This is a genomic window from Mycolicibacterium sarraceniae, from assembly GCF_010731875.1.
Classification (GTDB): domain Bacteria; phylum Actinomycetota; class Actinomycetes; order Mycobacteriales; family Mycobacteriaceae; genus Mycobacterium; species Mycobacterium sarraceniae.
On record NZ_AP022595.1, the window covers coordinates 3,180,727 to 3,197,626 of the forward strand.

Genomic DNA, 16,900 nt, shown 5'->3' on the forward strand with positions numbered 1-16,900 from the left:
CATGCCGCAAGGCCAGCCGATCGCCGTGCCTGATGACGGCCTGACCACGCGGGCCCGGCGCAACACCCCGGTGCTCGCGGTGCACACCGGGCCCGGTAAAGGTAAATCGACCGCGGCCTTCGGAATGGCGTTGCGGGCGTGGAACGCCGGGATGAGCGTGGCGGTGTTCCAGTTCGTCAAGAGCGCCAAGTGGAAGGTCGGCGAGGAGTCGGCCTTCGCCGCGCTCGGCACACTGAACACCGAACAAGGCATCGGCGGTGCGGTGGAGTGGCACAAGATGGGGTCGGGGTGGTCCTGGACTCGTAAGACCGGCTCGGACGATGACCACGCCGCGGCGGCGGCCGAAGGCTGGGCCGAGATCGCCGCACGGCTGGCCGAGCACCGCCATGACTTCTACGTCCTCGACGAATTCACCTACCCGCTGAAATGGGGGTGGGTGGACGTCGACGATGTGGTCGAGGTGCTGATGTCGAGGCCAGGTGGCCAGCACGTGGTGATCACCGGACGTGATGCGCCGCAGCGGCTGATCGATGCCGCCGACCTGGTGACCGAGATGGGATGCGTCAAACATCCGATGGACGTCGGCCGCAAGGGCCAGCGCGGTATTGAGTGGTGAGCATGGTGTCCATTCCGGCCGTCGTGATCGCCGCCCCCGCATCCGGGAGCGGAAAGACCACGGTGGCAACGGGTTTGATCGGCGCACTACGGGCGGCCGGCCATCGGGTCGCGCCGTTCAAGGTTGGTCCGGACTTCATCGACCCCGGCTACCATGCGCTCGCCGCCGGCCGGCCCGGCCGTAACCTCGACCCGGTCCTGGTGCCCGAAGAGCTGATCGGGCCGCTGTACCGGCACGGCACCCGCGACGCGGATATTGCCGTGATCGAAGGGGTGATGGGCCTTTTCGACGGCCGCATCGACGAGCGCATCGTCACCCCGGCCCGCGGCTCCACCGCACACGTCGCCGGACTGCTCGGCGCCCCGGTGCTGCTGGTGGTCGACGCCCGCGGTCAGAGCCAGAGTATCGCAGCTGTGCTGCAAGGGTTTACGACGTTTCACCCCGGCATTCACATCGCCGGGGCGATCCTCAACCGGGTCGGCACCACACGCCATGAGCAGGTGCTGCGCCAGGCCAGTGAAGCAGTCGGTGTGCCGGTGCTCGGTGCGATACCTCGCGATGACGAATTGTCGGTGCCGTCTCGGCATCTGGGTCTGGTCACCGCCGTCGAGCACGGGGAGCAGGCGCGGGCCGCGGTCGCCGCGATGACCGCGCTCGTTGCCCGCCACGTCGACCTGCCCGCGGTCGTCGCGCTGGGTGGATCCCGAGTGGCGGCGCCGCCCTGGGCTCCCGAGGACGTCATCGGGCGGCCCACCGGCGGACGCCCGCTGGTCGCGGTGGCTGCCGGCAAGGCCTTCAGCTTCGGCTACGCCGAACACTCCGAGCTGCTGGCTGCCGCCGGTGCCGACGTCGTCGAATTTGATCCACTCACCCATGCACTGCCCGCGCACACCGCCGCCCTGGTGCTGCCGGGCGGTTTCCCCGAGCAGCATCTGGCCGACCTGTCGGCCAACAGCGAACTGCGGGCCCAGATCCGCGACTTGGCCGCCCACGCGCCGGTGCAGGCCGAATGCGGCGGGCTGGCCTACCTCATGGATGAGCTGGACGGGCATGCGATGTGCGGGGTGCTGGCCGGTTCGGCCCGGTTCACCCAGCGGCTGACCCTGGGCTACCGGGAAGCCGTGGCGCTGTCCGACTCGTCCCTGCACACCGCGGGGGAGCGGGTCGTCGGTCACGAATTCCACCGCACCACAGCCGAATTCACCGGCGCCGTCGAACCGGCCTGGGGATTCCGCGGAAGCGACGGGCAACCGGTACGCGAGGGTGCGGTGTGCGCCGGCGTGCACGCGTCGTACCTCCATACCCACCCCGCGGCGCAGCCTCGTTCGGTCGCTGGGTTTGTCGAACGCGCGGCGACACGCTTTAAGCTCGCCCGGTGACCGAGAACGCCTACCTCGTCGGCTTACGCCTGGCCGGGAAGAAGGTCGTCGTGATCGGCGGCGGCACGGTGGCTCAACGACGGCTGCCGCTGCTCATCGGAAGCGACGCCGACGTCCACGTCATCGCCCGCGCCGCGACCCCGGCGGTGGAGGTGCTATCCACCACGTCACCGGGGATCACGTTGCAGCTGCGCGACTACCGCGACGGCGATCTCGACGGCGCCTGGTACGCGATCGCCGCCACCGACGCCCCGGACGTCAACGCGGCGGTCGTAGCCGAGGCCGAGCGCAGGCAGATTTTCTGTGTGCGCGCCGACATTGCCGTGGAAGGGTCCGCGGTCACCCCGGCGTCCTTCGACCACGACGGACTCGTGGTGGGCGTACTGGCCGGCGGGGAACACCGCCGCTCGGCGGCCATCCGCTCGGCCATCCGCGAGGCATTCCAGCAAGGGCTGATCGCCGCCGATACGAGCGATATCGTGTCCGGCAGTGTCGCACTGGTGGGCGGCGGGCCCGGTGACCCGGAGCTGATCACCGTGCGCGGCCGGCGCCTCTTGGCCCGCGCCGACGTCGTCGTCGCCGACCGGCTGGCCCCGCCCGAGCTGCTCGCCGAGCTCGGCCCCCATGTCGAGGTCATCGACGCCGCCAAGATCCCGTACGGGAGGGCGATGGCCCAGGAAGCCATCAACAACGTTCTTATCGAACGGGCCAAAGCAGGCCGCTTCGTCGTGCGGCTCAAGGGCGGGGACCCGTTCGTGTTCGCCCGCGGCTATGAGGAAGTCCTCGCCTGCACCGAGGCTGGGATACCCGTCACAGTTGTGCCGGGTGTGACCAGTGCCATAGCGGTGCCCGCGATGGCGGGCGTTCCGGTCACCCACCGGGCCGTCAATCACGAATTCGTGGTGGTCAGCGGCCATGTGGCACCTGATCATCCGGAATCGTTAGTGAATTGGAATGCGCTGGCGCAGTTGTCTGGAACGCTGGTGCTGCTGATGGCGGTCGAACGCATCGAATTGTTTGCCGAAGCACTGATTGGAGGCGGCCGACCTGAGGAAACGCCGGTTCTGGTGGTGCAGCACGGGACCACCGCCGCCGAACGAATTGTGCGGACGACGCTGCGTGACGCACCGGAACGCATTCGAGGAGACGGTATTAAGCCTCCGGCGATCATCGTGATCGGTCCCGTTGTGGGGGTCTGCGGCGCCTCGCACTTAACGTCTTCTTAAGATTCCTGTAGGGTTGGCCGCTATGACGGCCCTCAACGACGCTGCTCGGGCGACCGCCAACAGCTCAGAGCGCGCTGTTCCCATGCGCCTCGAGTCGACGTCCCTCGAGCGCACCAGCCGGTACCCCGCCTGGCTGCCGTCGAAGCGCTTCCTCGCCGCGGTGACCGCGATCGGTGGCATGCAGCTGCTGGCCACGATGGACAGCACCGTCGCGATCGTGGCGCTGCCCAAGATCCAGGACGAACTCAGCCTGTCCGATGCCGGCCGCAGCTGGGTCATCACCGCCTACGTCCTGACCTTCGGCGGACTGATGCTGCTCGGCGGCCGTCTCGGCGACACCATCGGCCGCAAGCGCACCTTCATTGCCGGCGTCGCGCTGTTCACCATCGCCTCGGTGCTGTGCGGTATCGCCTGGGACGAAACGACTCTGGTGATCGCGCGCCTGTTACAAGGCGTCGGCGCGGCGATCGCCTCGCCGACCGGCCTGGCGCTGGTGGCTACCACCTTCCCCAAGGGGCCGGCCCGTAACGCCGCGACCGCGGTCTTCGCCGCGATGACGGGCGTCGGCTCGGTGATGGGCCTGGTCGTCGGCGGTGCGCTGGTTGAGGTTTCCTGGCGACTCGCCTTCCTGGTGAACGTCCCGATCGGCCTGCTGATGCTGTACCTGGCTCAGAAGACGCTGCGCGAAACGCACAGAGAGCGGATGAAGCTCGACGCCGCCGGCGCACTACTGGCCACCGTGGGCTGCACGGCTGCAGTGTTCGGTTTCTCCCAGGGGCCGGAAAACGGCTGGCTCACCCCGGTCACCTTGGCCTCGGGCGCGCTTGCCGCGGTGGCGTTTCTGGCGTTCGTCGTGGTGGAGCGCACTGCCGAGAACCCGGTCGTCCCGTTCAGCCTGTTCCGCGACCGCAACCGGCTGGCGACGTTCGCCGCTGTGTTCCTCGCCGGCGGGGTCATGTTCACGCTGACCGTGCTGATCGGTCTGTACGTGCAGGACATCATGGGCTACAGCGCCTTGAAGGCCGGTATCGGCTTCATCCCGTTCGTCGTGGCCCTGGGTATCGGCCTTGGGCTGTCCTCGGCCTTGGTGTCCCGGTTCCCACCGCGGATCCTGGTGATCGGCGGTGGCGTGCTGGTGCTGACCGCCATGATCTACGGCTCCACGCTCAACGGCGGTATTCCGTACTTCCCGAACCTCGTCATCCCGATCACGGTCGGTGGCTTCGGTATCGGCATGATCGTCGTGCCGCTCACCGTGTCGGCCATCGCCGGTGTCGGATTCGACCAGATCGGCCCGGTTTCGGCGATCGCTTTGATGCTGCAGAACCTCGGCGGACCCGTGGTGCTGGCCATCATTCAGGCCGTGATCACCTCGCGCACGCTATACCTGGGCGGCACCACCGGCCCGGTGAAGAAGATGAACGAAGCGCAACTGCATGCCCTGGACCAGGGCTATACCTACGGCCTGCTGTGGGTCGCCGCCGTCGCGGTGATCGTCGGCGCGGTCGCGCTGTTCATCGGCTATACCGCGGCGCAGGTCGCGCACGCGCAGGAAGTCAAGGACGCGATCGACGCCGGAGAGCTGTAGCTCTGCGATCTCCTTTCCGTTTCGGCGCGCTTTCGTGCGCCCTACGCACGAAAGCGCGCCCAGTCCAGAGCGGTAGGGTTGCTTCCCATGTCTGGCGCGAGCGGTCCGCTACCGGCCACCAGACCGCTTGCCTCCCGAGTGCTGGGGCTGGCGATCGTCGCGATCACCGGCATGCAGTTGATGTCCACGCTGGACGGCACGATCGTGATCGTCGCGCTGCCGCGCATGCAGTCCGAACTGGGGCTGTCGGACGCCTCCAAAAGCTGGGTGATCACCGCCTACGTGCTCACCTTCGGCGGCCTGCTGCTGCTCGGCGGGCGGGTGGGCGACGCCGTCGGCCACAAGCGGGCGTTCATCTCCGGCGTCGGGGTCTTCACCATCGCCTCGCTGGCCTGCGGGCTGGCCAACGAGCAGTGGACGTTGATCGTCGCGCGCGCGGTGCAGGGCATGGGTGCCGCGGTGGCGGCCCCGACCGGGCTGGCGCTCATCGCCACCACATATGCCGTCGGTCATGCCCGCAATCAGGCGCTGGCGGTATCGGCGGCCATGCAGGGCCTCGGCTCGGTGCTGGGGCTGGTCCTCGGCGGTGCGCTGACCGGCCTGTCCTGGCGGCTGGCGTTCCTGGTCAACGTGCCGATCGGCATATTCATCATCGTCGTCGCGCTGACCCGCCTCGAGGAAACCCGGCACGAACGCCTCAAACTCGACATCACCGGCGCACTGCTGGCCACGCTGGCGTGCACCGCGGCTGTGCTGGTCTTCACCCAGGGCCCGCCGCGCGGCTGGGTTGATCCGTGGGTGATCGGAGCGGGCGTGGCCGCGGTGGTATTCCTGGTCGCCTTCCTGATCGTCGAGCGCGGTGCCGATAACCCGCTGGTGCCGTTCTCGGTATTCGACAGCCGCAGCCGGGTCGCCTCCTTCGCGGCGTACTTTCTGGCCGGCGGCGTGATGCTCACCCTGAGCGTGATGATCGGCCTCCTCGTGCAGGACGTGCTGGGCTATTCGCCGCTGCGGGCCGGGATCTGCTTCATGCCGTTCGCCGCCGCCTTCGTGGTCGGCAATGTCGTGGCCACCAAGCTGGCGCTGCGGATCCCGCCGCGGTGGGTGATCCTCGGCGGGGGACTGCTGGTGCTCGCGGCCATGCTGTACGGCTCGACGCTGAACCGCCAGATCCCCTATTTCCCGGACCTGTTCGTCCCGATCGTCATCGGCGGCCTGGGAATCGGGATCATCTCGGTGATCCTGCCGCTGTGCACACTGGCCAACATCGGCCCCCGCGAGGTCGGCCCGGTGTCCTCGATCACGCTGATGATGTTCAACCTCGGCGGGCCGCTGGTGTTGGTGGTCATCCAGGCTGTGCAGACCTCCCGCACGCTGTATCTGGGCGGCACCACCGGGCCGGTGAAGTACATGACGCCCGCCCAACTCGACGCGCTCGGCTACGGCTACACCTACTCACTGCTGTGGGTGGCTGGTATCGCGCTGCTCGTCGGGGTGGCCGCACTCGGGATCGGATTCTCGACCAGGGATATCGCCGCGGCCCAGCACACCCGCGAAGCGGTCGAGGCCGGCGAGCTGTAGCCGGTTCAGGCTCGGCGGGCCCGCATCAGCCGATAGCCGCCGTAAACTGCCGCTGCGACAAGGAAATTCACGAAGTATGCCAGATCGGCACCGTGCAGCGCAGTGGCCACCGGGCCGACGATCAGGTTCGTGTGCATGAACGGGATTGCCACGGCGAACGCCACGAAGAAAGCCGCAAGCGCCATGAGGGCGTCGGTACGCGGTGTCAGCTCGGCGGCGGGGTTGACGGTGTCGCGCCCGGCGCTGCGATAGCGCCAGTCGATGGCCACGATCGCGACGAATGCCGGGATCCAGTAGCTGACGAACAGCAGCACACCCTGGAAGCGGGTGGCCAGGTCGCCGGAATGCAGCCACATGATCAGTGCGAATGCGATCATCACCACCACGACCGCCGACACCGGCCGGCGCACCCGAACCCCGACGGTCTGCAGCGCCAGCGAGCCGCTGTAGTCGTTCATCGCGTTGGAGGCCACCGAACCCAGTGCGATCACCAACAGCGCGACCGCACCCAGCACGCCACCGCCCATGATCTCGCGTACGCCCTGGGCGGTCTGATCGGTGAGCGTGCCTGCGGCGGCCACCCCGATGGCCTGCACGGCGATATACGCCACCGCCAGGCCGCCGAATGTGTAGCCGAACACCGCTTTTCGTGAGGTGTTCTCCGGTAGGTAGCGGCTGTAGTCCGAGGCGTAGCTGGCCCACGAGATCGCCAGGCTCAGCGCGATCGTGATCTCCAGCACGAACGCCCCGGCCAGATCCGCACCGCTGAGTGTGGGTAGCGAGATCACCGGATGCCCGCTGATCAATTTCCAGGCGAACACTGCGAATGTGGCGATGAGGATGACGGTCATCACTGCCTGTACGCGATGGATCACCTCGTAGCCGAAGACGCCGACGACGCCTTGCGCGGCCAGCACGATGACCACCGCGAGCCAGAACGGCATGCCCAACAGCTCGGCCAGCGCCTCACCGCCGAACAACCCGACCAGCCCATCCCAGGCAATCGACGACAACCACTGGATCACCGCCACCACCCCGACGGTTCCGCCAAATGCCATGCGCGCGTTGGGTAATTGAGCCGCGCCGGTGCGTGGACCCCAGGTGGACAGATAGCTGACCGCCAGCGAACCGACGACCGTACCGATCACCATCGCGAGCAGACCGAGCCAGAACCCCAGCCCCAGCACCACGGCCAGCGTGCCGGTGAACACCACCGTCATGTTCACCTGGGGCGCGAACCACACGGTGAACAGCCGCCGCGCACCGCCGTACCGGTTGCCCGGCGGGATCGGGGCGATGCCCTGCGTCTCGACCGCCATGTCGCCGACGTGCGATGGCATCCGGCCGGAGTAGGTAGGGGCCGCCAGGGAAGACCCAGCAGACGCTGTGGGCGACGATTCAGGTGTCACCCGTTCACCCTAGAGGGCCGGTCTGCCGACCATGCTGCCTACACCTCGATGGGTGGATGTAGCCGTGCAGGCGTGTACTGCCGGTTGCGCCGTGCTGCCCACGCGCTCGCAGCCAGTGCAGCCGCGAGCACTCCGGTCAGCACCGCCACGGCCACCCACAGCCGGTGATCGATCCCACCGTTGATGAGCTGGCGTAAACCGTTGACGGCATAGGTCATTGGATCCGCCGGGTGGATGAACTGGAAGGGTTTCGCGGTGGTCTCCACGGGATAGATCCCGCCCGCCGAGACCAGCTGCAACATCAGGAACGCCAGCGTCACCACCCGTCCGACGGCGACTCCGAACACCGCGTTGAATGCCTGGATGATGCCCAGGAACGCGGCGATCACCAGGATCAGGAACGCCACCGTGAACACCGGATATTGGGCCTTCAACCCGACTCCGAAGTGCACCACCGCATACATCACGACGACTTGGCAGATCGCCACCAGCAGTGCCGGCCAATAGGACGCCAGCACCACCCGCAGGGCACCGAGCCCGTTGATGATCGGGCGGGACTGCAACGGGGTCAACAACATCCAGATGATAAGGGCGCCGATGAACAGTGCCAACGGTAGGAAGAACGGGGCGAACCCGGTGCCGAACGTTGCGGCCGGGTTGTGCGTCACCATGTCCAAATTCACCGGAGCGGCGACGGTCCTGGCCACCTCTGTGCGCTGTTGTGGCGTCCACGACGGCACCTGGGTAGACCCCTGGCGCAGCTTCGCGGCGAGTTCCTGGCTGCCGTCGCGCAACTGTCCGGTCCCGTCGGCCAAGCGCTGCGCACCCGAGGCAAGCTGATTGCTGCCGTTGGTCAGCGCGACAAGGCCTGCGCTGAGGCGCTGTGCGCCTGAGTTGAGTTGCTGGGCCCCGTCGCGCAGCTTCACCACATCGGTGCGCAGGTGGCCGTCGACGGCGGCGGTGAGGAACTTCCGCAGCTTGCTGTTGGGGTCGCCGAGATCGCCCTCGAGGCGAGATGCGCTGTCGCGCAACCGGGTAAGTCCATCATCAGTGGCGGGATCGATCCCTTGCGCCCGTAACAGCCGCTGCGCCCCGGCCAGGACTCCACCGACGTCACGGATCGTCGGGTCGGGGTTGGCCGACAACGTGGCGACCGCCTGGTCGATGATGGCGGCCGCTTGCGTCTGGTCGACGTGCAGCGCGGCGAGGCGATCAGTTGTCGAGCGCACCGCCCCGCTGAGGCGTTCGGCCACCGCACCGACTTCGACCGGGTCGAGTCCCAGCCCGTCGACGCGCGAGAGGACATCGATGAGTGGGTCCGTCGCCGTCGTTACCGCGGTGCTCAGCTGCTGGGTGCCCGATGAAAGCTGGGCCGCACCATCCCGAGCGGTGGCCATGCTGGTGGCCAATGTCTGCGAGCCCGTGGCCAACTGATGCGCCCCGCCATCGGCGGTGACCAAACCTGACGCCAGCCGGTCGGCGCCGTCGGCGGCGGCCACCAATCCCGCGCCCGCGTCGGTCAACCCGCTCAGCACGGTCCCGACGGTCTGCTCGCCCACGGCGCTGTTGACCTGGTTGATCACCTCGCGGGCGGCGTTCTGCCCGATGATCGAGCCCAGGTAATTGTTCGCGTCGTTGAACGTGAACCGCAGGCTGGCCTGCGCGGGATCGCCGCCGGAGGGCGAGGCGATATCGGCGCTGAAATCGGCCGGGATCGTGATGGTGAAGTAGTAGGTGCCGTCGGCCAGACCCTTGGCGGCGTCGGCGGCGGACACTTCGTGCAGCAGCAGCTGGCCCGAATTCTTGAGGGCGCCGGCCACCTGATCGCCGGCACGAAGGGGCTTGCCCTGGACGTGCGTGCCGGTGTCTTCGTTGACCAGCGCGGCGGGCACTTTGTTGACCGCGGCGAACGGATTCCAGAACGCCCACAGATACATTGCGCCGTACAGCAGCGGCATGAGGATGATCGTGATCAGCGCGATTCGGGGGAGGACACCCCGGGAGTAACGCTTGAGATCGGTGCCAAGCGACAGTCCGGCGAGCATGATCAGCCAGTCCCTTTCTGCGTTTCCGACAGTTCAGCGCGGTCTGCGTTTGCCACCGGGATTTGTGACCGCACGGCGTGGCGATCTACGTCGTTGACCGTCGCGGTGACGACCGTCTGGTCGCGGCCCAGATCGATGAGCCGCTCGATGAGCAGGTCCCGATTGACGTCGCTGGTGACGAAGTCCAGGTGCCCGACGACCAGCAGCGGCGGCCGACCGGTGTTGGCCAGCGCGATTCGCAACAGGAGTCGATCGAGTTCGGTGAGTTCCTCGAAGTACTCGTCGAGGGGAGGGAGCCGGTGTGGTCCGAACACCGGCGCGCATACCGCACTCAGAGTGGCTTCGTTTGCCTTGGGCACCATCTGATACCACGCTGAATCCCAACGGAGTTGCTCGGTGATCAGATCGCGGACGGTCACCGATTCGGGCACCGTATCGAGTTCGTCGATGCCCGCCAGGGCCGACTGCGAAAAGATGTCGCGCGCGCGGGTGGCGCCGAACACTGTCAGGGTCCCGGATTGGGGTGTCATCCGCCCGGCGATCGTCATCAGCAGCGCGGTGCGCCCGGATCCGGCCGGGCATACCAATACGTTGAGGCCGCCGCTGGGGATGTCGAGATCGACGGGTCCATACACCGGACCCCACGGGCCGCGCATCCTGATATCGCGGGCGACGACTGCGGACGGCCCATCGTCGGTACGGCTATCAGGACTTTCCGGTTCCACTGCGCCCTCCCGTTGATCTGTGCCCGTACATCACAACATGCCGTGAAGATGGTCCGCGCGCGAAATCACACCCCGGAGACTACTGACCCCGGCATCGTTAGGCTCAGTTCGATGAGTGCATCGTCGGATCGGCCGAGCCGCCAGGAGATCTCCGACGCCATCGCCGAACTGGGCTCGCGGTTGGTACTCGGTGCCATCTACACCGAAGTCCCGGTGCCGTCCCTCGCGCAGGCCAGTCAGGTGGCTGCGCTGGCCGTGCAGATCGCCATCGACGCCATCGACGTCATCGACGCCATCGACCCGTCGGGGCGCGGTCCGGCGCTCTGGTTTCAGCAGATGGACGCCCCGCGCCCGCAGCGCAACCGCATCCACCTCGATATCGATGTGCCCCACGACGCGGCGACCGAACGCATCGCCGCGGCGATCGCGGCGGGCGGCACGGTGCTATCGGATTCGGCGGCGCCGGCGTTCTGGGTCCTGGCTGACCCGGAGGGCAACGAGGCCTGCATCTGCACCTGGCAGGGGCGCGACTGAGGGCATCGCTAGGCTTGCCCACTGTGATCACCCGCATGTCCGAGCTGTTCTTGCGCACGTTGCGCGATGACCCAGCCGACGCCGAAGTGCCCAGCCACAAACTGCTGATCCGCGCCGGCTACGTCCGGCCGGTGGCGCCCGGGCTGTACACCTGGCTGCCGCTGGGCCTGCGGGTGCTGCGCAAGGTCGAGAAGATCGTGCGCGAGGAGATGGTTGCGATCAGCGGGCAGGAGATCCTGTTTCCCGCGTTGCTGCCGAAGGCGCCGTATGAGACCACCAACCGCTGGACCGAGTACGGCGATGGGGTGTTCCGGCTCAAGGACCGCCGGATGAACGACTACATGCTCGGCCCCACCCACGAGGAGTTCTTCACCCTCACGGTCAAGGGGGAGTACAGCTCCTACAAGGACTTCCCGCTGGTTTTGTTCCAAATCCAGACCAAATACCGCGACGAGGCCCGCCCCCGGGCCGGCATCCTGCGCGGACGCGAGTTCGTCATGAAGGACTCGTACTCGTTCGACGTCGACGACGACGGCCTCAAGACCGCGTATCACGCGCACCGCGAGGCCTACCAGAAGATGTTCAAGCGCATGGCAATTCGCTATGTGATCGTCTCGGCGGTGTCCGGTGCGATGGGCGGGTCGGCCTCCGAGGAATTCCTTGCCGAAAGCGAGGTCGGCGAGGACACGTTTGTGCGCTGCTTGCAGTCTGGATACGCGGCGAATGTCGAGGCGGTGATCACCGCGGTTCCCGAGTCCCTGCCGCTCGAGGGTCTGCCGGATGCCACGGTGTACGACACCCCGGACACCGCGACGATCGCGGCTCTGGTGGAGTGGGCCAACTCCGCGGATCTGGGCCGGGAGGTGGCGGCGGCCGACACGCTCAAGAACGTGCTGCTGAAGACACGGGTACCGGGCGGCGAGTGGGAGTTGCTCGCCATCGGCGTGCCCGGCGACCGTGAAGTGGATGATAAGCGCCTCGGCGCCGCGCTGGAGCCCGCGGAATACACGCTGCTCGACGATGCCGATTTCGCCAGGCACCCCTTCCTGAAGAAGGGGTACATCGGCCCGAAAAGCTTGCTGGCCAACGGTGTTCGCTACCTGGTCGATCCGAGGGTGGTGGACGGGACGACGTGGATAACCGGCGCCGATGAAACCGGTAAGCATGTCGTCGGTCTGGTGGCCGGCCGGGATTTCGTTGCCGACGGCACCATCGAGGCGGCCGAGGTGCGCGACGGGGACCTGTCACCGGACGGCGCCGGACCGCTGGTGTCGGCGCGTGGTATCGAGATCGGCCACATCTTTCAGCTGGGCCGCAAGTACACCGATGCGTTCTCCGCCGATGTGCTCGGTGAAGACGGTAAGCCGGTGCGGCTGACGATGGGCTCGTATGGCGTAGGGGTTTCCCGGCTCGTCGCGGTGATCGCCGAGCAGCAGCACGATGAGTTGGGGTTGCGCTGGCCGTCGTCGGTGGCGCCGTTCGATGTGCATGTGGTGATCGCCAACAAGGATGCGCAGGCTCGGACCGGCGCCGAAGAGCTGACCCGCGATCTGGACCGGTTGGGCCTGGACGTTCTGCTCGACGACCGCACCGCCTCGCCGGGGGTGAAGTTCAAGGACGCCGAACTGCTCGGCGTGCCGTGGATTGTCGTAGTCGGACGGGGCTGGGCCGACGGTGTCGTCGAGCTGCGTAACCGCTTCACCGGTGACAGGCGCGAGATCAGCGTCGATGGTGCCGCATCCGCCGTCCACGCAGCTTGTCGAGAGGTTTGACGCCGCTGATCATCGACCCGGGTGTCTGGCCGAATGCGCTCCCGTGACCGTCGCGACGGGCGAGCGCGATGCCGCGGCGATCGGACGCAACTTCGGCAGTAGGTACTGCGGCCCGACACTGTAGTTACTCGGTGCCGCCCGGGAACGCGACCGTCACCGGCTCGATGCCTTGGACTTGCTTCCAGCGTGCTGCGGCGACCGCCGCTTCGGTGAGCGCGGTGACCGCGAACTCGCGGTCCTGGTCGGAACTGGCATGTTCGAGCGCCGCCCGCCAGGCCACCGCGCAGTCGTTCTCCATACGCACCGCGAGGCTGGCCGCGTCACTGGGGTTGTCGACCGGAATCGGCAGCTGATAGCCCGCGGCAGGCAGCGGCGCCTTGGCCGCACGGCCGGTCAGCATCGCGATCGCCGCCTCCCGGCGCTCACGGTGCTCGGCCAACTCCGCCGACACCAGGTCGTTCTCATCGGGGGAGCTGTGCGCCGACACGATGCCGTAGCCGTAGATCGCGGCGTGCTCAGCGGCCACGGCATCGAATAGTGCTGCCGCAGCAGCATCCGACGGACGATCGGGGTCCGGTGAAGTCGACGGCGTGGGCTGCGGTGACGTCATTGCTCGGCCTTTCCTGGCGGCAGCGCCACGGTGTACGCGGTGACGCAGGACGCCGCGATCGAACCGAGTAGCCCGGCCCGGTAACCGGACAGGGTGGGCGCCAGTTTGGTGGCGCTGTCGGCCGAACTGCGCAACGCGGTGACGACGTCGGCCACCGCGGGCGGTGGTAGTGGTGCCGCGGCAGATGAGGTGGTGGTCGGTGACGTGCTCGTTGTGGGTTTGCCGGCGACCCGGGCGATCTCTTCGGCCAGCGCGGTGGCGTGGCGCCCACGTTCGGCAGCCACCTCGGTCAGCGCGGGCACCAGGGCCGGTGGTGCTGCCTTCGCCGCCGCCGCGGCTAGCGCACTGTCGTGGCGGGCGAGCTCGGCCTGCTGCTCCAGCGGATCGGGTTCGGGCGGCGGTTTCGTTCCGCACGCGGTGCTGGCCACGCCGAGCAGCGCGAACAATGCCAGCCCGCGGGCGCCTTCGAGAAGAACCCGTCGCCGGGTGATGCCGCCGAATGGCCTGCGGTCTGGGCTCTGCACGCCAACATCCTGCCATTGCGGTGGCGTGCGCTGGCGTATCGTTGAGGGCTGGCTCGCTGCGATCCTTTGTGGGGAGCCCTGCGATTCGAGGCAGATACAGGACAACTCAAGATGAGGAGCTCGCCGTGGCTGGCCGTTCTACGGGGCTACCAACCCAGAAGCAGGTGATCGAGCTACTCGCTGGTGAGTTCCTGCGCGCCGGATATGAAATCGAAGACGTTCTGATCGACGCCCGCACCCGACCGCCGCGTATCACCGTGATCGCCGACGGCGACAACCCCCTGGATCTGCAGACCGTGGCCGAGCTGTCCCGGTCCGCGTCGGCCCTGCTGGACGGCCTCGACAGCGACGATGCCTACACCCTGGAAGTCACCTCACCAGGGGTGGAGCGGCCGCTGACCACCGAGAAGCATTTCCGTCGCGCGCACGCCCGCTTGGTCGACGCCGAGCTCGCGGACGGAACCACTGTCACCGGCCGGCTGGGCCCGGTGGCCGACGGCGCGGTCGATCTGGTGGTCCGGGATCGCCACGATTGGGCTGTGCGCCGGATCCCGCTTACCGAGATTGTCAAAGCCGTTGTCCAGGTTGAGTTTTCACCACCAAAGCCGCGCGAGCTAGAGCTGGCCGGAGCATCAGGAAGGGAGGCCGGAGCGTGAATATCGATATGACCGCCCTGCATGCGATCGAGATCGATCGAGGCATTTCAGTTGACGAGTTGCTCGACACCATCAAGTCGGCCCTATTGACCGCCTATCGGCACACCGAGGGTCACCAGCCCGATGCGCGCATCGAGATCGACCGTAAGAGCGGCTTCGTGCAGGTGATGGCCCGTGAGACCGACGAAGACGGCAACCTGATCAGCGAATGGGACGACACCCCAGAGGGATTCGGCCGCGTCGCGGCGACAACGGCCCGTCAGGTCATGCTGCAGCGCTTCCGTGACGCCGAAAACGAGCGCAGCTATGGCGAGTTCTCGGCGCGGGAAGGCGACATCGTCGCCGGTGTCATCCAGCGGGACGCCCGCGCCAACGCCCGCGGGCTGGTCGTCGTGCGGCTCGGCAGTGAGACAAAAGGCGCCGAGGGCGTCATCCCGTCCGCCGAGCAGGTGCCCGGTGAAAGCTATGACCATGGTGATCGGCTGCGCTGCTATGTCGTCGGGGTCAGTCGCGGCGCGCGCGAGCCGTTGATCACGCTCTCGCGCACGCACCCCAATCTGGTCCGCAAGCTGTTCTCACTGGAGGTGCCCGAGATCGCCGACGGGACGGTGGAGATCGTGGCAGTGGCCCGCGAGGCCGGGCACCGGTCGAAGATCGCCGTCGTATCGCGGGTGCCGGGGCTCAATGCCAAGGGCGCCTGTATCGGACCGATGGGTCAACGGGTGCGCAATGTGATGAGCGAGCTATCCGGCGAGAAGATCGACATCATCGACTTTGACGACGATCCCGCTCGCTTCGTTGCCAACGCCCTATCGCCGGCAAAGGTGGTCTCAGTGTCAGTTATCGACGCGGGCGCGCGCGCGGCGCGGGTGGTCGTGCCCGATTTCCAGCTGTCTTTGGCGATCGGCAAGGAAGGGCAGAATGCCCGGCTGGCCGCCAGGCTGACCGGCTGGCGCATCGACATTCGCAGCGATGCCGCGGCACCGGAAGGCGCGGAGTCCGGGGCGTAGACGTTTGAGCAGATTTCTAGCTCGCCGCCTTGCGCAGCATGAAATGCATAAATTTCATTTGCGTGTCGCGCGAGCGAAGTTTTCTGTGCCGTTCCGTGGGCGGCGTCGGGCTGGTGTTGTTTGCGGCAATTGGCTCATCGATTTCGGCATTTAGACACAACTTCGGCACTGTAGTGTCTTGTCAGTGCAGGCATGTGTTGACGGTCGTTATCCGCTCGGCGGCAAGCCTTTTCACGCACAGAACGGCCATCGGTGGTCGCTTCTAAATCCGGCGACGATTTGACGGCCGCATCTCGGTCACCGTGGCGGGTCCTGGCGGGGACGTCAGCGTCTCGTGCAACAGGATCATCTCCACCGGTCGTCCGGCGCGACCTCACCGTCGGCGTGGTGCAGGTCCGTGACTGCCCGGCCAGTTGGCGCGGATTTCAGTGGCTCTACACCCATGACACCGGCGTCCGGGCGCATTTTTCCTCGGCTCCGAAGTGGCTGTCGACGCCTACGCGAACTTCGATGCCTTCCCCGACCAGCTGTGTCTCCTCAACAAGGCGCTGCGCTCGTTCGGAGGCGGAATCGTCAGTACTGGACGGCAGGGGGCCGGGACCTACATCAACCTGGACCAGGCGATGCGGCTGGGTGTCCGGGTCGCGGCGATGCCGGCCCGGTACTCAGGTGTCGTCGGACGAGACGAGTACTCGCCGTATCAGGACAAGGTGGGCCGACCACCGGAGGCGGCCGACCGTGGGGCACAGCTCGAATTCGGCCCGCGAAGGGTGGTTCTGGGCGGCGCGGCGATGACGGTAGACTACGTCGTGATCCAGCGCGAGACTCCGATCCCCGAGAGACCGCATCGCCGCACCGAAGGACCGGTGCGGACATGTGTCGGGTGCCGGAAGCGAGAGTTGGCCGTCGATCTGCTCCGAGTGGTGGCGATGTCGAACGGGAACGGCGAACGCGCCGTAACCGTTGACCAAGCCGGTAACCTCCCGGGCAGGGGTGCCTGGCTGCATCCCACTGATCGGTGCCTTGAGGCAGCGATTCGGCGGCGAGCTTTCGGCCGAGCGTTGCGCATCACCGGTTCACCGGACACCTCCGAGGTGGTCGAGGAGATCAGGGCCCAACAGGCACTGACCGGCTCGGCCAGCCCGGTAAGAGAACAGGCAGCGAAGAACATGAGCACACCGTGAAGTTCCGACGATGACCATGCGTCAAAGCTAAACCCGAGGCG

The 16,900-nt window shown here is 67.1% G+C and carries 15 protein-coding genes; 10 read left to right on the plus strand and 5 right to left on the minus strand.

Annotated elements, in window-relative coordinates:
• Window position 1: 1 nt before the first annotated feature.
• The 5 genes from cobO (at window position 2) to G6N13_RS15840 (ending at window position 6,390) form a co-directional block, all read left to right on the plus strand.
• Entirely contained in the window at window positions 2-616 is a 615-nt protein-coding gene (cobO, locus tag G6N13_RS15820) for a cob(I)yrinic acid a,c-diamide adenosyltransferase (protein WP_163698466.1), read from the plus strand.
• A gap of 2 nt (window positions 617-618) precedes the next feature.
• A complete protein-coding gene (locus G6N13_RS15825; RefSeq protein WP_163698468.1) occupies window positions 619-1,995 on the plus strand; it encodes a cobyrinic acid a,c-diamide synthase CobB in 1,377 nt (458 codons plus the stop codon).
• Window positions 1,992-3,221, plus strand: coding sequence for a uroporphyrinogen-III C-methyltransferase (cobA, locus tag G6N13_RS15830; RefSeq protein ID WP_163698471.1), 1,230 nt, complete (start codon window positions 1,992-1,994; stop codon window positions 3,219-3,221). The genes G6N13_RS15825 and cobA overlap by 4 nt, the downstream gene beginning before the upstream one ends.
• A gap of 22 nt (window positions 3,222-3,243) precedes the next feature.
• The gene (locus tag G6N13_RS15835; protein WP_163698473.1) at window positions 3,244-4,809 is read left to right on the plus strand and encodes an MFS transporter; all 1,566 of its coding nucleotides are present in this window, start codon (window positions 3,244-3,246) and stop codon (window positions 4,807-4,809) included.
• Between the two features lie 87 nt (window positions 4,810-4,896).
• Window positions 4,897-6,390 carry an MFS transporter gene (locus G6N13_RS15840; RefSeq protein ID WP_163698475.1) on the plus strand — a complete coding sequence of 498 codons (1,494 nt, stop codon included), beginning with the start codon at window positions 4,897-4,899 and terminating at the stop codon, window positions 6,388-6,390.
• A 5-nt stretch (window positions 6,391-6,395) separates the two neighbouring features.
• Here G6N13_RS15840 and G6N13_RS15845 read toward each other — a convergent pair whose 3' ends face one another.
• From G6N13_RS15845 to G6N13_RS15855, 3 genes are all read right to left on the minus strand, one after another.
• Complete coding sequence (locus tag G6N13_RS15845; RefSeq protein ID WP_163698477.1) at window positions 6,396-7,730, minus strand: purine-cytosine permease family protein; 1,335 nt, start codon at window positions 7,728-7,730, stop codon at window positions 6,396-6,398.
• A gap of 107 nt (window positions 7,731-7,837) precedes the next feature.
• Window positions 7,838-9,844, minus strand: coding sequence for a YhgE/Pip domain-containing protein (locus G6N13_RS15850; RefSeq protein ID WP_179964993.1), 2,007 nt, complete (start codon window positions 9,842-9,844; stop codon window positions 7,838-7,840).
• 2 nt (window positions 9,845-9,846) lie between these two features.
• Window positions 9,847-10,500, minus strand: coding sequence for an ATP-binding cassette domain-containing protein (locus tag G6N13_RS15855; protein ID WP_179965160.1), 654 nt, complete (start codon window positions 10,498-10,500; stop codon window positions 9,847-9,849).
• 180 nt (window positions 10,501-10,680) lie between these two features.
• Here G6N13_RS15855 and G6N13_RS25915 point away from each other — a divergent pair, with 180 nt between their 5' ends.
• Together G6N13_RS25915 and G6N13_RS15865 are read left to right on the plus strand one after the other, a co-directional pair.
• A complete protein-coding gene (locus G6N13_RS25915) occupies window positions 10,681-11,103 on the plus strand; it encodes a VOC family protein (RefSeq protein WP_163698481.1) in 423 nt (140 codons plus the stop codon).
• 23 nt (window positions 11,104-11,126) lie between these two features.
• Window positions 11,127-12,875 carry a proline--tRNA ligase gene (locus tag G6N13_RS15865; protein WP_163698483.1) on the plus strand — a complete coding sequence of 583 codons (1,749 nt, stop codon included), beginning with the start codon at window positions 11,127-11,129 and terminating at the stop codon, window positions 12,873-12,875.
• 124 nt (window positions 12,876-12,999) lie between these two features.
• Here the strand turns inward: G6N13_RS15865 and G6N13_RS15870 are convergent, their stop codons facing one another.
• Both G6N13_RS15870 and G6N13_RS15875 read right to left on the minus strand, forming a co-directional pair.
• Window positions 13,000-13,485, minus strand: a complete 486-nt coding sequence (locus G6N13_RS15870; RefSeq protein ID WP_163698486.1) for a ferritin-like domain-containing protein — start codon at window positions 13,483-13,485, stop codon at window positions 13,000-13,002.
• On the minus strand, window positions 13,482-14,009 hold the full coding sequence (locus tag G6N13_RS15875; protein WP_235677779.1) for a hypothetical protein: 528 nt from the start codon (window positions 14,007-14,009) through the stop codon (window positions 13,482-13,484). The genes G6N13_RS15870 and G6N13_RS15875 overlap by 4 nt, the downstream gene beginning before the upstream one ends.
• Before the next feature lie 125 nt (window positions 14,010-14,134).
• Here G6N13_RS15875 and rimP point away from each other — a divergent pair, with 125 nt between their 5' ends.
• The 3 genes from rimP (at window position 14,135) to G6N13_RS25200 (ending at window position 16,859) form a co-directional block, all read left to right on the plus strand.
• Window positions 14,135-14,665, plus strand: coding sequence for a ribosome maturation factor RimP (gene rimP / locus G6N13_RS15880; protein ID WP_235677780.1), 531 nt, complete (start codon window positions 14,135-14,137; stop codon window positions 14,663-14,665).
• Window positions 14,662-15,675 carry a transcription termination factor NusA gene (gene nusA / locus G6N13_RS15885; RefSeq protein WP_163698489.1) on the plus strand — a complete coding sequence of 338 codons (1,014 nt, stop codon included), beginning with the start codon at window positions 14,662-14,664 and terminating at the stop codon, window positions 15,673-15,675. Before rimP ends, nusA begins: the two co-directional genes overlap by 4 nt.
• 482 nt (window positions 15,676-16,157) lie before the next feature.
• Window positions 16,158-16,859, plus strand: a complete 702-nt coding sequence (locus G6N13_RS25200; protein WP_235677781.1) for a YlxR family protein — start codon at window positions 16,158-16,160, stop codon at window positions 16,857-16,859.
• The last annotated feature ends 41 nt before the right edge of the window (window positions 16,860-16,900 follow it).

What these genes read in the sequence shown, in the direction of transcription:
- cobO (WP_163698466.1), top strand. Translation starts at nt 2, where the DNA reads ATGCCGCAAGGCCAGCCGATCGCCGTGCCTGATGACGGCCTGACCACG.
- G6N13_RS15825 (WP_163698468.1), top strand. Translation starts at nt 619, where the DNA reads ATGGTGTCCATTCCGGCCGTCGTGATCGCCGCCCCCGCATCCGGGAGC.
- G6N13_RS15835 (WP_163698473.1), top strand. Translation starts at nt 3,244, where the DNA reads ATGACGGCCCTCAACGACGCTGCTCGGGCGACCGCCAACAGCTCAGAG.
- G6N13_RS15840 (WP_163698475.1), top strand. Translation starts at nt 4,897, where the DNA reads ATGTCTGGCGCGAGCGGTCCGCTACCGGCCACCAGACCGCTTGCCTCC.
- G6N13_RS15845 (WP_163698477.1), bottom strand. Translation starts at nt 7,730, where the DNA reads ATGCCATCGCACGTCGGCGACATGGCGGTCGAGACGCAGGGCATCGCC.
- G6N13_RS15850 (WP_179964993.1), bottom strand. Translation starts at nt 9,844, where the DNA reads ATGCTCGCCGGACTGTCGCTTGGCACCGATCTCAAGCGTTACTCCCGG.
- G6N13_RS15855 (WP_179965160.1), bottom strand. Translation starts at nt 10,500, where the DNA reads ATGCGCGGCCCGTGGGGTCCGGTGTATGGACCCGTCGATCTCGACATC.
- G6N13_RS25915 (WP_163698481.1), top strand. Translation starts at nt 10,681, where the DNA reads ATGAGTGCATCGTCGGATCGGCCGAGCCGCCAGGAGATCTCCGACGCC.
- G6N13_RS15870 (WP_163698486.1), bottom strand. Translation starts at nt 13,485, where the DNA reads ATGACGTCACCGCAGCCCACGCCGTCGACTTCACCGGACCCCGATCGT.